Here is a 14,425-nt window from a genome sequence, read left to right on the forward strand (position 1 = left end):
ATAAAAACTACCCCATAGCGACAAAAAAGCGGCAATCGATTACCGCCTATAACAGGTCGAAACTGTATTTTTTATCAGCAAAGAAAGGCTACAAGTTCTTGCCGGAACAAGCCGTAAAGCAACAGCATAGAGTTGCCGATTAGACGCTAAACACATTTGCTCAAGTTGGGGATACAGAGGCGATAGGCTAATCGGTGTGGCAACAAAGCGACTCTGGCGCTATGTTATCGGCACGGTTTTATCAGGAAGGCTTGATTGGAGATGTTTGACTGGAGCGGAGAGCGCTAAATAGCACGGTATATAACGCCAGGATTACAGTGGATCATTTCAAAATGTACTGAGGCTGTGCCAATGCTTTCTGAGGACCCCAAAACCAGATAGCCACCGGGTTTTAAGCTTCCGCGAATACGACTGAGGATATCGCGCTTTAACTCCGCCGAAAAATAAATGAGTACGTTGCGACAGAACACCACGTCAAATTTACCTAGCATCAAGTAGGAATCTTGCAGGTTTAACGGTTTGAATTGTACACGCTCAAGAATATTAGGTTTTACTTGCCAAGTGTTGTCACCGACTGGATTGAAATATTCTTTCAAACGTCGCTCCGAAAGACCTCGTACAATAGAGAGGCGATCGTATAAACCGTTTTTAGCTGAATCTAAAATTGCGCTCGATAAATCTGTTGCAATAATTTCGACAGGAAAACTACTCATACCAAACTTCGACCGCACGAATTCATCGATCATAATGCTAATAGAGTAAGGCTCCTGCCCAGACGAGCAAGCCGCAGACCAGATACGCGTTCGCGCTGCACCATTCTTCTTTGCCAGCCCAGACAGCAGATGGTTGGCGAGATATTCAAACGGATAAACGTCGCGAAACCAAAAGGTTTCGTTGGTGGTCATTGCATCAATAACCTTCTGACGCAGCTGGCGATTGTAGGTTTGCTTAATTTCGATCAACAGCGAAGCGATATCATCGATCTTCGCCTCTTCCAATATTCGACGCAGCCGTGTAGCCACCAAATACTGTTTATCTTCACCCAGATCAATGCCTGCGATCTCACGCAAATAGGCTCTGAAATGCGAAAATTCTTCGCTTTTAAGCTGAATCATATGTTGCTATTCACCTTTCACGAACCGGCAACGATGCGTGCGGCTTTCAGACCAACGACAACAAGAATTGTTCAACATACCGATTAGGTCTCACTCGTATAAAAGGCAATTCGTTCGTTGACACGTTTCGCCAACTCATCTGGGTGAAATTTTGCGAGAAAATCATTCGCGCCGACCTTTTTAACCATTGCCTCATTAAACACGCCGCTTAACGAGGTGTGCAATACTATATGCATATTACGCAAATGTTCGTTAGCCCGAACCTCCGCCGTGAAGGTATAGCCATCCATTTCTGGCATTTCGATATCCGAAATAATTAACAGTAACTCTTGGCTTGGGTCTTTGCCTTCCTTCAATAGCTCTTCAAGAAAATCTAACGCTTCGCGGCCATCTTTGCGCACAGTTGTTTTACACCCCAAGGATTCAACAACCTTCTGTATCTGACGTCTCGCGATGGACGAATCGTCAACAATAAGGACATGCTTTGATACAACCGTATTTTTCTTCGAATCTTCAATGACATCGGCGCTCACGTCTTCCGCGAGGGGCGAAACTTCCGCAAGAATTTTTTCAACATCGAGAATCTCGACCAGCTTGCCATCTACTTCGGTTACCGCGGTCAGGTAGCTCTCTTTCCCTGCGCCCTTAGGTGGCGGGTGAATATCGCCCCAGTTCATATTTACGATTCGTTCGACGCCTCGCACCAAAAAACCCTGAGTAGAGCGATTGTATTCGGTAATAATGACGAAGCAGTCTTCAATATTCTGCAGCGGCGCATAGCCCGTCGCTTGACGCAAATCCATAATAGGAATGGTGCCACCACGAATATGGGCAACGCCCCGAATAACCGGGTGCCGCTTTGGAATCTCATTTAACGGTGGGCACTGTAAGACTTCTTTCACCTTGAAAACATTAATTCCGTAAAGCTGACCACCGCCTAAGTTAAAAAGCAGCAGCTCTAGTCGGTTTTGCCCCACTAGCTGCGTGCGTTGGTTAACGCTATCCATTACCCCGGCCATAGATGGTCCTCATTAACTGACTTAAAACTTACATAACAACTCATTAGAGTGTGCGAACACGCGCCAAGCGAGAATCCGGCACAAGGCTTGCAACTCACTACTCGCGTCGCATAAGTGACAAAATATTGACTAATCAATGATGTATCTTGTCAATATTCAACTATTCTTATGTGCAGCGCATAGACAAAGCATAGGACAATAATCATGGCACGACGCAGTTTTTTAACTTGCTCCAGAAAACTTTGTTCACAAGGTAATAAAGGTGTAATGCAGCAACTTTCTGTGTTGATCTTAACTTCTGTTATCGCCCTATGGACGAGTAATTTATTCGCGCAAACAGCAGCCAGCGGTCGTTACGAAACCTTAACGGATATCGAGCAACAAGCGGCAAACTTTGCGCGTAGCTCTTACGCTAGCTACTACCCAGAATTGGAAATTGGCAACAATCTAATGGTTCAGGTTAGTTCGTTAGACCCTCGCCTCAAGCTGGTAAAGTGTAAATCCCCACTCAAGTTCAAACTCAACAGTCTCTCCCATACAAGTAGTAATGTCACAGTAAAAACCAGCTGTAATGACGGCAGTCGCTGGACAATATTTATTCCCGCATCGGTAGAGATCTTTCGTGATGTTGTGGTGGCCTCTCAAAGTTTAGCCCGCGGTCACCGCTTGACAGCGGACGATCTTAATCTGCAGAGAACCAATGTTATGCAGCTCGGCAATGGTTATGTCTCAGACCCTAGCCGCGTCATTGGGATGGAGTTAAAACGCGCCTTACGGTCACTCGACACGATTAAACTTAACCAAGTACAAGAGCCAGATGTGATCAATAAAGGTGACTTGGTGGTATTACGTGTTAAGTCGAAGGTTCTAGTCGTGCAAACCGAGGGCGTTGCGCTATCCAACGGCTATGTGGGCGAAAAGATCAAAGTGCGCAACGAACGCTCGAAACGGGTTGTTGACGGCATGGTTACTGGCCCCGGAGAAGTTCAAGTCGCCGCTTGGTAACCCCTCTACGGAGCTTGGCGCTCAAGGAGTTAGCACAGCCTAGGGGTTATTCAAGTTCTGAATTAAAAAAACTTTGGAAAAGCACTAAAGTTAGTATAAATCCGGCCGATACCCTGATTGAGACGGCAAATATCTGAATATCACACGTTCATAGTAGGCAATATCATGGTTATCGAACCTGGCAACAACATAAACACTGGCAGCAACGTAGCTTCGGCTAAATCGCGTGCTCCGACGGGGAAAGCTGCCGAAGATGGAAAGCCCGAAAGTACCCGTGACACCCAACCCGGCGACAGTGTATCGATTAGCAATACCGCGCAGACCCTGGCGAAAGTTGAAGCATCGCTAGCTCAGGTGCCCGATGTAGACGAAGCCAAGGTAAATGGGATTCGCGCCGCCATAGAAAACGGTAGCTATTCTATCGACTACAATGCAATCGCCGACGGAATGCTGGCCCACGACCAACTTCTTAGCAGCTAGGGTACTAAACACCACTCAGGCCCACGCTGCTCCGCCGTCTCTGCACCAATGCAGGTTAGATCCAGTAAGATTTACCCTACACCACCCACGAAAAGCACAACTCAGCGGCAATACTCGTTAGACAAAGCGCTGGTTAGCTACAACAAGATAGTGCCACGTAAACAACAGAACGATTTAAAACACTAGGCACGGTTTGTGCTGCTAAGGCTTGTAGCCGCTATTTCGCCAGTATTTTGGCTTTAGGATAAGACGCTACCCAACCCTACTTAGCGCTCTCCAACACAGCTGTTAACCTGTATTGGAATATTGCGAGGAGCCGAACATGACCGCCGCCATTAACAGCCACGACTTAAGAAAACAGATTTTGCAGGACGTTAATGCCTGCGAAGCTTTGCTTGCACTACTCGAAGCCGAGCGCAATGCGCTCGCCGCACGAGATACCGATAGCCTAGACAAAATCATCGAACAAAAAATAACTCAGCTCGGTATTTTGGAAAACAGCGCTAAAGTCCGTACACACTGGGTCACGCAGCTAAGCCAAGGTAGCGATAGTAACGCCGATATAGAAAAGCGTTGGGAGGCGATGATAGCGAATTCAGACATCGCCGATATCACCGAACAATGGCAGAAATTAAAATCCCTACAAACCGCCTGCCAGACCGCAAATGACGTTAACGGCAAGATCCTTGCCCGCAGCCAGCGTACCAATGCACGCGTACTCGATTTAATGCGCGGCCAAACAGCCCCGCCAAACCTTTACACAGCAAAGGGTAACGCCTTCGCTGGTCACAGCTCTAACAAGGTAGGCGAGGCCTAGACCTCGCCCGCCGATATCTTATCTATCGATCCCGTTTTAATACCCGTTTCCCTTTAATGCTAGAGGCTCATGTTATATAGTTGCGCCTCTTTCGAGACGCGGCAGGTTCCGGCTTGTATAACGCGGTATGCAGTTTAAGTTTTCACTAGGCTGCCCTCCAGTTTGGTCCCCATCGATTAACAGGATAAATCCCGCGCCTCCTAAGCGCGAGCTCCAGGTTCGAGTCCTGGTGGGGACGCCATTCCATCATCACCCCAAACAATAGCCCGCTGCTACTATGAATTTAATTCTGCTCGAAGCGTACCAATGTGAAAGCCCAGACGGCGTCATTACCCTAGACACACGTCAAAGCGAGCACCTTCGCAAGGTACTAAAAGTCGCCCCCGGCGATACTCTGAAAGTTGGCCAGGTTAACGGGCTTATCGGCACCGCACGCGTAGCGGCAAGCGCAGAAGTCGTTACCCTAGATCAGCTCATGCTCAACCAAGCACCGCCAAACATCTTGCCACTCACACTTATTTTGGCCTTGCCGCGCCCACAGATGATTAAACGTATTTTGCAAACTGTTGCCTGTATGGGTGTAGAACGAATCTGCTTGATCCAATCGTCACGTGTCGAAAAAAGCTTTTGGCAGTCGCCGGCAGCCACTGATAACGCGATTCGTGAACAACTTATCCTTGGCCTAGAGCAAGGCATGGCGACACAACTCCCTAGCGTGGAAAAGTATCAGCGCCTGCGACCATTTGTGGAAGATGCGTTACCGGAGTTAATACAGAATAAGCAGGGGTATATTGCCCACCCAGGCAAACACTACGCTAGCTGCCCCAGCCTGCCATTATCGGTGGCGTCAGTACTGGCCATAGGCCCAGAAGGCGGGTTTAGCGACAAAGAGGTGAACTGGTTTTCGAATGGAGGATTACAGCCTATCCAGATCGGCAGCCGCATTTTAAAGGTTGAAACGGCGGTAACCGCTCTGCTGGCAAGACTGTATCCCGCTTAGGATATTTAGCAGGAACAGATTTAGCCGTCTTCTCTAAAGAACTTTTGCTCAAGGAAAACAGCAAACTTTTTTGGCTCTACTGGCGGGCTGGCGAGGTAACCTTGATAGTATAAACAGCCGTATTGACGCACTAAATCCAGCTGAGCAATGGTTTCGACCCCTTCGGCAACAACTTCCAAGCCCAGCATATTCCCCATGGCACTAATGGTTTCTACCAACACTCGGTCATTGCGGTCGATGGTAATATCACGCACAAAACTTTGATCTACTTTGAGTACCGAAACGGGTAACTTTTTCAAATAGCTGATAGATGAATAGCCGGTACCAAAGTCGTCTAGGGCAAAATTAATCCCCTGTTTTTGCAACGTCAGCATTGTCGCAATAGTTTCTTCCAAATTGTGAATAACAATACCTTCGGTGATCTCCATTTCAATAAGGCTTGCGTTAAAGTCTTCTCGAACGATTAACTTAACAACATCATCGACAAATTGATTTGCGCGGAATTGGCGCGGGCTAATATTCACCCCGAGGCGCATAGAGTCTGTCCACAACCCTTCCGCTTGCCAAATTTTAATCTGCCGGAAGGATTCGTTCAGAACCCACATACCCACTTCAACGATTAACCCCGAGGTCTCTAATATCGGAATAAATTCCGCTGGGGATATCATGCCTCGCTCGGGGTGGTGCCAGCGCAATAACGCCTCAGCGCCAACAATCTCACCGGTAATAACATCTACTCGTGGCTGGTAGTACAAGCTAAACGCATCTTTTTCAATGGCTCGGTGTAAGTCACCTTCCATTACTAGTACGTTACGTGCCTTATCGGCCATGTGTTTATTAAAAAACTGGATGGCATCCCGCCCCTGCTCTTTTACTTGATACATAGCCGTATCGGCATAGCGCAACAGCTCGTGTACACCGGCATCTTCTTCTGGATAGATGACAATACCAACGCTGCAAGTAACGTGTAATTCCAGCTCATTGTAAAAGTGCGGCTCGGATACGTAGCTGCGAATACGCTCGCCTATTTCTTCTGCGCGCAATATTGCGGTAGGTAATTCTGTGCCTAAGTTGGTGAGCACCACAACAAACTCATCGCCGCCTAAGCGCACAACAACATCGGTTTCTGAGGCAATTGCCATAAGGCGCTGAGCCACGTGTTTAAGGACACCGTCGCCAGCTGGGTGGCCGAGAGAGTCGTTGATGTACTTAAACTGGTCGAGATCGATAAATAAGAGCGCTCCATAGATATTTTGAACTGCTGATCGACGTAACTCTTCTTCTAAACGCTCAACCAAGTAGCTGCGATTAGGCAAGTCGGTAAGCGCATCGTGGTACGCCATATGCTCCATTTGAGCCTGCGCCAATTTCAACTCGGTAATGTCAGAGGACACCACTAAAGCAACCACTTCATCGTAAAACTCCATCGGCATCACATGGGTGTGCATGCTGTGTTCATCGCCGTTGGAATCGATCCATTTTTCATCCCAAATCTGGGAGCCCTTGCGAGTTTCAATCACATTGGCATCTAAGGAGGTTACTGAGTCGGGCGCCGTAACAAAGTGATCGGCAAAATCGCTAATATGCGAGCCGCGCATTGATTCCGGCGTTGTCTGTAAGAAGTCTGCCAACGCCTTGTTAGCAAAGATGTAATGGCCATCGCGATTGCGAGCACCAACCCAAACCGGCAAGCTATCAATAATCTGGCGAACGTGTTCTTCACTTTTACGCAACACCACTTCAACCGCACGGCGCTTAGCTAGCGCTAAGTCCACTGCGTCGAGCAGCTGATTACCACTGTTAACCAACTGCTTTAGCTCGTCGCTACCATGCTTAGGAGGGAGTGATAATCGCTGCTCACCGGGGCTCCCCGGATTAATCTCTTTGATTTGTGTCGCTATACGAATCAGCGGTTTAGTTACAATAAAGTGGAAAGCGAAGAACAGGATAAAAACAAGGAACGTACTGCGGATAAGGCCGATGCTAAGCACTAGCGCCGAGTGGCTGTAAAATGGCTGATAAGCTGAGTCCATATCGACCACAAAGCTAATCAAGCCGCGCGGCCCAGTGCCATCTTGATCACCGGGGAAAAATAGCGGCGCCTGGTAGATTTTCAGATGCCGAGACAAAGCCTCGGTAAGCCATATCGTATTAGAAACACGTGGCTCGCGTTTGGATTCAGCAATTTCATTGCCGAGCTCGTCGAGAATCGTCACAGCCACTATGAACTCATAGCCCATGAGGCCTTCAGCCACTTCGTTAGCTAGCGTAACGTCTAAGGAGTGAATTGCTCGTGCAGCGGGTGGAGTGGATACGGCGGTAATGCGGCTGACGAGAGCGTTCACCTGATCACTTTGAATGTGAAAGTCAACGTAGATGTGAATTGCGCTCATCAGTGAGCCGACCAAGAGCGCCACAATAACGCCTACTTTGGCTAGCCTAAACGAAATTCCCTGAAAGAAAACCTGCACCGTATACCTTCAACCGCTAATGAATATGAGAACTAGAACGCCGGTTTTTTTGTCATTATAAAAAAGTAAACCGGATGGATTTTCGCGTACTACCCGTTAAATTTAGACGGTTTTTCTCACCCTAGCTGAGTATGTCCCGATTTTATTCGGCAGGATCAATAAAAGTAGCTGTTGGTCGGCTGCTTTTAAACCTCTAGGTAGCTATAAAACCTCTGGATAGCTATTACACCTGCAAGTAACACTTTTCGATTACTTTTCTATATGTACTGCTATATATACTTCTGTAGGCACTTTTGTATATATAGATACACCTATCTATATATACCTATCAATTCAACCCTATCGATTAATAGCGAACCCAATACAAACCGAAACGCCACAACAGCCGACCATAATTCAACAAATTCAATTAAGATTCAATGCCTCAATGAACTGGACCGCGCTTTGCTCACCCGTTTGAGGTGGACGCTCACGACTAAACACCGCCCAGTCATTGCCCTGCTCTGGCAGTTCCCGCTCACCACTGCGATCCAAACTTAATGAACTAAAATCGAATAGTGTAGTGTCAACTAACTGTGAGGGGGATACGCGCTGTAACGCACCAAAAATCGTATCTACTCGCCCCGGAAACTGCTTATCCCAATCGCGCAGCATCTGCTTTATTGATTGCCTCTGCAGATTCTCCTGCGAACCACATAGGTTACAAGGGATAATGGGAAACTCGCGCGCTTCGGCGAAGGCTTCTAAATCGGCCTCTTCACAGTAGGCCATAGGACGAATAATAATATTGCGCTTATCGTCCGACAAAAGCTTCGGCGGCATCGCTTTAAGCCGACCCGCGTTAAATAAGTTTAGGAATAAGGTTTCGACGATATCGTCGCGGTGGTGGCCCAAGGCTATTTTGGTCGCCCCTATTTGCTCTGCAAAACCGTATAAGGTGCCGCGCCGCAGGCGGGAACAAATACCACAGGTGGTCTTACCTTCCGGCACGACTGACTTGACCACACTATAGGTATCACGCTCAACAATATGGTATTCAATATCAAGGCTATCCAAATAGTCCGGCAACACATGTTCGGGAAAACCCGGCTGCTTTTGGTCGAGGTTTACAGCAACCAATTCAAATTTAATCGGCGCCACGCGCTGCAGGCTCATTAACACATCGAGCATTGCGTAAGAGTCCTTACCGCCGGAGAGACAAACCATAACGCGGTCGCCAGCTTCTATCATGTTGAAGTCCGCAATAGCGCGGCCCACATTGCGGCGCAGGCGCTTTTGCAACTTATTGAACTCTAAACGATTTTTACGAACCTGCTGATCCAAAACCTCACTCCTGCCGCCATGTTTACGGACAATCAACCACCTAGGGCGGAGTATTGTACGGTTTTTACCCTCTTGTGGAAATGACTCATACACGGGGCAATTCGCTTCCCCTTTAAGCGCCGCTTAGAGGCAAAAACGACGTGGCAAAGTGGCAATAGCTTGCCTATGACTCCCTTTGTTCCAATTGCCCCAAGCCTAGTTGCAAGGCTTAGCGCTGACTTTCGTTTTCGGCACACGCTTTGCAATACCAATAACAAACTGAACAACAATCACTTTTTACTTGTCTGTTCGCCCGAAATAGAACTTTCTAGGATCTTGTTTGTACCTATGTTCACACGATACTTAAATACCAGTTCTCGCCGCGCGGCAGCCTCGACCGAACTGCTCGGTCAACCTACCCCAAACACGAAAGTGGACTGGAAAACGTGGGAAGCCGAAGCACTTGTAAGCGCAGGGCTCGAGCATCAACTCGTCAATGTATACTGGCCCAACAGCGGCGAACGCCTGCAAACGTTTATCTATGGCTTTGACCTACAACGATCTGAGCTGCTTTTAGACGGGGTTTACCCGTGGCCGCGTGAACTGAATAATATGCGACCAGAACATTTACAAGAACAGACTTGCTGGCTGCAACTGAGACTAAACAACCGCTACTTCAATATTGAAGTCCGACTCAAGGAAATTGACCACCACCCCCAAGGTGCTTACATCACCGTAAGCGTTATCAAAACTCACTTAACCGAGAATCGACGCTGGGATAATCGCGCCTATTTTGAAACCCGCAAAGGCCCACAAATACAGTTTTCAATCGCAGGAGAACCTCTGATTAACGGCCACCTCGCCAACCTTTCCCGTAACGGCGCACAAATCGAAGTATATGGAAAAAACATTACCCATCATCTGACCCAGCATCAAACACTTGACGGTCGATACTCCTTCAACGATTTGTTCGAACTATCGCTTAGCGCTCGGGTAAAACAGTGTAAATTTCTGCGTAGCCCCTGTTGCCACAGCATAATACGCCTACAATTCAAGGGTGTTCCGCGCGCGGCTAGCGACAAATTAGAAAGCTATATCAGCTCGGTAGCCGATGCCAATGAAATGCTTGTCGCCTGAATTTAAGTATAGCGCTCACTAAAGTTAGGACGCTCCACTGAGCGCACTGAATCAATCGTCGGTCGAACCGAAGCGAATATATCGCTATCATGCGCGCTGAAACTGTCCACTTTTTTGAATCGACTCCCTATGCCTACGTCAAAACAGCCGAGCGCTAGCACCATAGCAGCAACTCTTTCAGCGACACCTCAGCCTTCGCAAACACAGAGATCACAGCCACAACCCTTAGCGCTAAACGAACTGATAGATGCCGATCGACGTTATATTTGGCATCCCTACTCGTCTATTAATAATGACCTGCCGCTTTACCCTGTCGCACACTGTAATGGCACCACTATTACACTTGAGGATGGCCGGCAACTAATTGATGGGATGTCATCTTGGTGGAGTGCTATTCACGGCTATAATCACCCGCAATTAAATCAGGCAGTAACCGACCAACTAGCAAAAATGTCGCACGTTATGTTTGGCGGGCTAACACACCGGCCGGCTATAGAGTTAGCGAAACGTCTTGTCGAGATAACACCCGCAGGATTAGACCACGTCTTTTTTTCAGACTCTGGTTCAGTAGCGGTAGAAGTAGCCATCAAGATGGCGCTGCAATTTTGGCAGTCAAAAGGCCACCCTGAAAAATCCCGCCTACTGAGTTTGCGTAGCGGTTACCACGGCGATACCTTTGCCGCTATGTCGGTGTGCGATCCAGACACAGGCATGCATCACCTCTTCAATCAAGTTTTACAAAAACAATTTTTTTCGGACGCTCCGCAGTGTGGCTACCACAGCGCTTGGGATGAGCAGTACCTCGACGATTTTAAAAGCCAACTTTACAATCACCGCCAACAACTAGCGGCCGTAATTTTAGAACCTATTGTGCAAGGCGCGGGCGGAATGCGTTTCTATTCTCCGCACTTTCTAAAACGCGTGCGCGAACTTTGCTCGCATTACGATGTACTGCTAATTGCCGATGAAATAGCAACGGGATTCGGCCGCACCGGAGAATTATTTGGTTGCGACCATGCCAATATCAGCCCCGATATTATGTGTGTCGGCAAAGCACTTACCGGTGGCTACATGACACTAGCCGCCACCCTGTGCTCAACCGACATCGCAGAAGGAATCGCCGCCGGGGAAGCCGGTGTGTTCATGCACGGCCCAACATTTATGGCGAACCCGCTCGCCTGTGCCGTCGCCAATGCCAGCCTAAAACTACTGCTCGAAAATGACTGGCAAGCGCGAGTCCAGCAAATACATAAACATCTTGTAAGCGGGCTCGAACCCTGCGCGCAACTATCATCTGTAGCAGAAGTTCGTTCACTGGGAGCAATAGGCGTAGTAGAAATGAAAGAGCCGGTTAATATGGCCGTGCTACAACCGCTTTTGGTAGAAAAAGGCATATGGCTACGCCCGTTCGGGAAACTGGTCTATACCATGCCGCCCTTTACCATAACCGAAACAGACTTAAAGCAGCTGTTAAACGCACTCTACTCCGCACTAAGCGACTACGAAAAAATTTAAAATTTAGATTCGGGAATATTTAGGTGCTGCAGCGGCCCACCCACTAGCTCGACAATAGAAATGTCATCGGCCTGCTGTGCTCCACCATGAAACTCTATGAGCGCAGCATTTAGACTAGCCACAGCGTCGTCTGAATCGGTTAACAATTGATCCTCCAAGCGCGTTAAGCCAAATGGCTGTTGCTCAGAGTTAAGGGTATTAACAATACCCTCCGTATGAATATAGACTTTTTCGCCTACGTCTATTTGGAACAGCAGCAGAGAACTATCAAATTCAGCTTTGGACAAAACACCGAGCGGCCCATGTTTAGCGGGAAACTTTTCTACCGCGAGTCGATTCGGTTTAATCGCCAAGATATCATGCATTCCCCCCGACCAAACGGTCACATCGCGACCACTGGCATCCACATACATAATCGTAGCGCAACAACACATATCCGCAGGCAGGATTTCCAAAAGCCGTTGATTTAACGCTGATGCAATTTCCGCGATACTTGCCTGCACCGAAACCATACTATAGAAAACTTCGGAGAGCGGCAGCGCGCCGATCGCGGCAACCAAACCATGCCCTGCAAAATCGCCCACTAAAATATAGACTCCACCATCCAGAGACGAGGAAACTAGAACAACGTCGCCATCGAACATAGACGCAGGAGAAGTATGTTGGCGTACATTCTGGCACTGACTTTGATCACGTTTCCCGTAGTTTAAAAAAATATGTTCAACTATTGCGTGTTCGCGATCAACAATATCTTTATATCGGCTTAGCTCTGCATGAGCATCATGTAAATTATTATAAAGCTCCAGCGTACGCGCATGAGCATTCAGTTTAGCGATCAGCACATCTTCATTTACAGGCTTCGGCACGAAGTCATCACCACCGGCGTCAAGGCAGCTCGCAATAATCTCGGCATTATCTAGCGCGGTAATAAAAATTATCGGGACGAAGCGTTCTACACTGTGTGTTTTTATCAGCTTAGTTGCACTTATGCCATCCATCTCAGGCATATTGATATCCATCAGAACGATGTCGATCGACAAATCGGTACAATAGATATCTACGGCTTGAATTCCATTTACAGCTTCCACAACCTGATGGCCTTCATCCTCCAAAATAATGGACAAAAGCTCACGGTTGTAGGCGTGATCGTCGGCGACAAGAACTCTCATAAGATTTCGCGTCGGAAATGTTTATATTTCATTAGCACTTAAATTCACCCAAACGATTGGCAACAAATCAAAAAATCTCAACTTTCCCGACACAATCAACAGCGTCATTTTTGTGGCTAGTTAGGGTCGGAACCCCGTTAGAACTATTCCTTAAATTTATATTGATGGATTTCAACACGCTGGACACATCCGCCGAAGAACTACGAGGCGGTGATAAGCTTGCTAAAACGGCCGCCAGCTTCACACTAGCTTGCTTCATTTCTTCCGCCATCTGCGCCACACGGTCGGCGGACTGAAGTGCGGTTACCGCGCGCCCCAGTTCTTGCTTAATATCCTCGCTAACTGAGGCTCCCTGCTTAACACCAGCCGTTACCGTACTGTTCATTCGCTCCAGCTCTAGCAGCATCGCGTCGAGATTACCTTTGGCATTAATCGCGATACTCATATCCACTGACGCAATCTCACCGACAACCTGCTCGACATTTGTAACGGTACTTTTGGCAACCTCTGCACGCTCACGAATCTGTTCATTCAGCGCGCTTGAATCCTGAGATAACTTGCGCACCTCATCTGCCACAACCGCAAACCCACGCCCCGCCTCGCCCGCTCTGGCCGCTTCGATTGCAGCATTTAAGGCTAACAAATTGGTTTGATCGGCTATCCCACGAATATCACTGATCAATACAAACATGCCGTCGAGATGCGTAACCATCTTTTGAATATTGTGTACGGCAACGACGCTTTTTGTACTGACATCAACAAAAATTTTCACGTAGTCATCAAAGGTTCGCCCAACTTCGCTGGCAAACCTTTTCAGGGATACGCCATTACTCTCGCCATCGTCTGTGTCTACTAGTCTGTTGCGAATATCAATCAACACATCTTTTTCCAATCCAACCGAGTATGAGAGCCCTTGAAAACTTGAGTGTAAACTCAAACTAGAACGTTCGGTCAGCTGTGCAATCTCCGAAGCGAGGCTTTCCATATCTTTAAAGACAGGTGTGACAATTGAATGTAGCGTCTCGCCGAGTCGATAGAATTCATCTAGCGCATCTTGGTTGTCGCTTTGTGTAACTTCAGAATCCGGCTGCGTCAGCAAGCGACCCAACACCAAGCCCGCCAAAGCACAAACAACCAATAAGGCAACGGCAAGGTTAATCGATTGGGCTTGATAAATGACGCCAATAGAGACGGTAAGGAAAAGTCCAAACACAAAGTACATGACGCTAGGCCGTCCCATCGTTACCCCATCAAAGCTTACAAACCGTTAGTTAACTGACTTCCCACGAAACTAAATCGTGAGTTCGCGGAAAATACTTAGAATTACTCTCTAAGCCTAGACCGCGACATAAGGAATAGCCAGTAAGACGAATGCAAGATGGGGTTGGCGAGCAG

Annotated in this window: 12 protein-coding genes and 1 tRNA gene; 7 read left to right on the forward strand and 6 right to left on the reverse strand. The window is 47.8% G+C overall.

The window, feature by feature from the left end; genetic code table 11:
• Positions 1 to 284: 284 nt before the first annotated feature.
• Together IDZ20_RS12225 and IDZ20_RS12230 are read right to left on the reverse strand one after the other, a co-directional pair.
• Positions 285 to 1,115 carry a CheR family methyltransferase gene (locus IDZ20_RS12225; RefSeq protein ID WP_188151707.1) on the reverse strand — a complete coding sequence of 277 codons (831 nt, stop codon included), beginning with the start codon at positions 1,113 to 1,115 and terminating at the stop codon, positions 285 to 287.
• 83 nt (positions 1,116 to 1,198) lie between these two features.
• Positions 1,199 to 2,134 carry a chemotaxis protein CheV gene (locus IDZ20_RS12230; RefSeq protein WP_188151708.1) on the reverse strand — a complete coding sequence of 312 codons (936 nt, stop codon included), beginning with the start codon at positions 2,132 to 2,134 and terminating at the stop codon, positions 1,199 to 1,201.
• A 267-nt stretch (positions 2,135 to 2,401) separates the two neighbouring features.
• Here IDZ20_RS12230 and flgA point away from each other — a divergent pair, with 267 nt between their 5' ends.
• The 5 genes from flgA (at position 2,402) to IDZ20_RS12255 (ending at position 5,436) form a co-directional block, all read left to right on the forward strand.
• Positions 2,402 to 3,139 carry a flagellar basal body P-ring formation chaperone FlgA gene (gene flgA, locus IDZ20_RS12235; protein ID WP_188151709.1) on the forward strand — a complete coding sequence of 246 codons (738 nt, stop codon included), beginning with the start codon at positions 2,402 to 2,404 and terminating at the stop codon, positions 3,137 to 3,139.
• A gap of 165 nt (positions 3,140 to 3,304) precedes the next feature.
• Positions 3,305 to 3,619: a flagellar biosynthesis anti-sigma factor FlgM gene (flgM, locus tag IDZ20_RS12240; protein ID WP_188151710.1), complete on the forward strand. Its 315-nt coding sequence runs from the start codon at positions 3,305 to 3,307 to the stop codon at positions 3,617 to 3,619.
• Positions 3,620 to 3,941: 322 nt separating this feature from the next.
• On the forward strand, positions 3,942 to 4,436 hold the full coding sequence (locus IDZ20_RS12245) for a flagella synthesis protein FlgN (protein ID WP_188151711.1): 495 nt from the start codon (positions 3,942 to 3,944) through the stop codon (positions 4,434 to 4,436).
• A gap of 165 nt (positions 4,437 to 4,601) precedes the next feature.
• Positions 4,602 to 4,677, forward strand: a tRNA-Arg gene (locus IDZ20_RS12250).
• Between the two features lie 36 nt (positions 4,678 to 4,713).
• A complete protein-coding gene (locus tag IDZ20_RS12255) occupies positions 4,714 to 5,436 on the forward strand; it encodes a 16S rRNA (uracil(1498)-N(3))-methyltransferase (protein WP_188151712.1) in 723 nt (240 codons plus the stop codon).
• A 20-nt stretch (positions 5,437 to 5,456) separates the two neighbouring features.
• Here IDZ20_RS12255 and IDZ20_RS12260 read toward each other — a convergent pair whose 3' ends face one another.
• Both IDZ20_RS12260 and ttcA read right to left on the reverse strand, forming a co-directional pair.
• The gene (locus IDZ20_RS12260) at positions 5,457 to 7,907 is read right to left on the reverse strand and encodes an EAL domain-containing protein (protein ID WP_188151713.1); all 2,451 of its coding nucleotides are present in this window, start codon (positions 7,905 to 7,907) and stop codon (positions 5,457 to 5,459) included.
• A gap of 405 nt (positions 7,908 to 8,312) precedes the next feature.
• Positions 8,313 to 9,230 (reverse strand): tRNA 2-thiocytidine(32) synthetase TtcA, encoded by a 918-nt coding sequence (gene ttcA / locus IDZ20_RS12265; protein WP_188151714.1) that lies wholly within the window; start codon positions 9,228 to 9,230, stop codon positions 8,313 to 8,315.
• Positions 9,231 to 9,557: 327 nt separating this feature from the next.
• On the opposite strand from ttcA, the gene IDZ20_RS12270 reads away from it, so the two are divergent.
• Together IDZ20_RS12270 and bioA are read left to right on the forward strand one after the other, a co-directional pair.
• Positions 9,558 to 10,346, forward strand: a complete 789-nt coding sequence (locus IDZ20_RS12270) for a PilZ domain-containing protein (protein WP_188151715.1) — start codon at positions 9,558 to 9,560, stop codon at positions 10,344 to 10,346.
• A 129-nt stretch (positions 10,347 to 10,475) separates the two neighbouring features.
• The gene (gene bioA, locus IDZ20_RS12275; RefSeq protein ID WP_188151716.1) at positions 10,476 to 11,861 is read left to right on the forward strand and encodes an adenosylmethionine--8-amino-7-oxononanoate transaminase; all 1,386 of its coding nucleotides are present in this window, start codon (positions 10,476 to 10,478) and stop codon (positions 11,859 to 11,861) included.
• Here the strand turns inward: bioA and IDZ20_RS12280 are convergent.
• Positions 11,858 to 13,030, reverse strand: a complete 1,173-nt coding sequence (locus tag IDZ20_RS12280) for a SpoIIE family protein phosphatase (RefSeq protein WP_188151717.1) — start codon at positions 13,028 to 13,030, stop codon at positions 11,858 to 11,860. The two genes, bioA and IDZ20_RS12280, sit on opposite strands and share 4 nt — an antisense overlap.
• A 67-nt stretch (positions 13,031 to 13,097) precedes the next feature.
• Positions 13,098 to 14,252: a methyl-accepting chemotaxis protein gene (locus tag IDZ20_RS16250; protein ID WP_223144958.1), complete on the reverse strand. Its 1,155-nt coding sequence runs from the start codon at positions 14,250 to 14,252 to the stop codon at positions 13,098 to 13,100.
• Positions 14,253 to 14,425 lie beyond the last annotated feature (173 nt).

Source organism: Teredinibacter waterburyi (genome assembly GCF_001922985.1).
GTDB classification, from domain to species: Bacteria; Pseudomonadota; Gammaproteobacteria; order Pseudomonadales; family Cellvibrionaceae; genus Teredinibacter; species Teredinibacter waterburyi.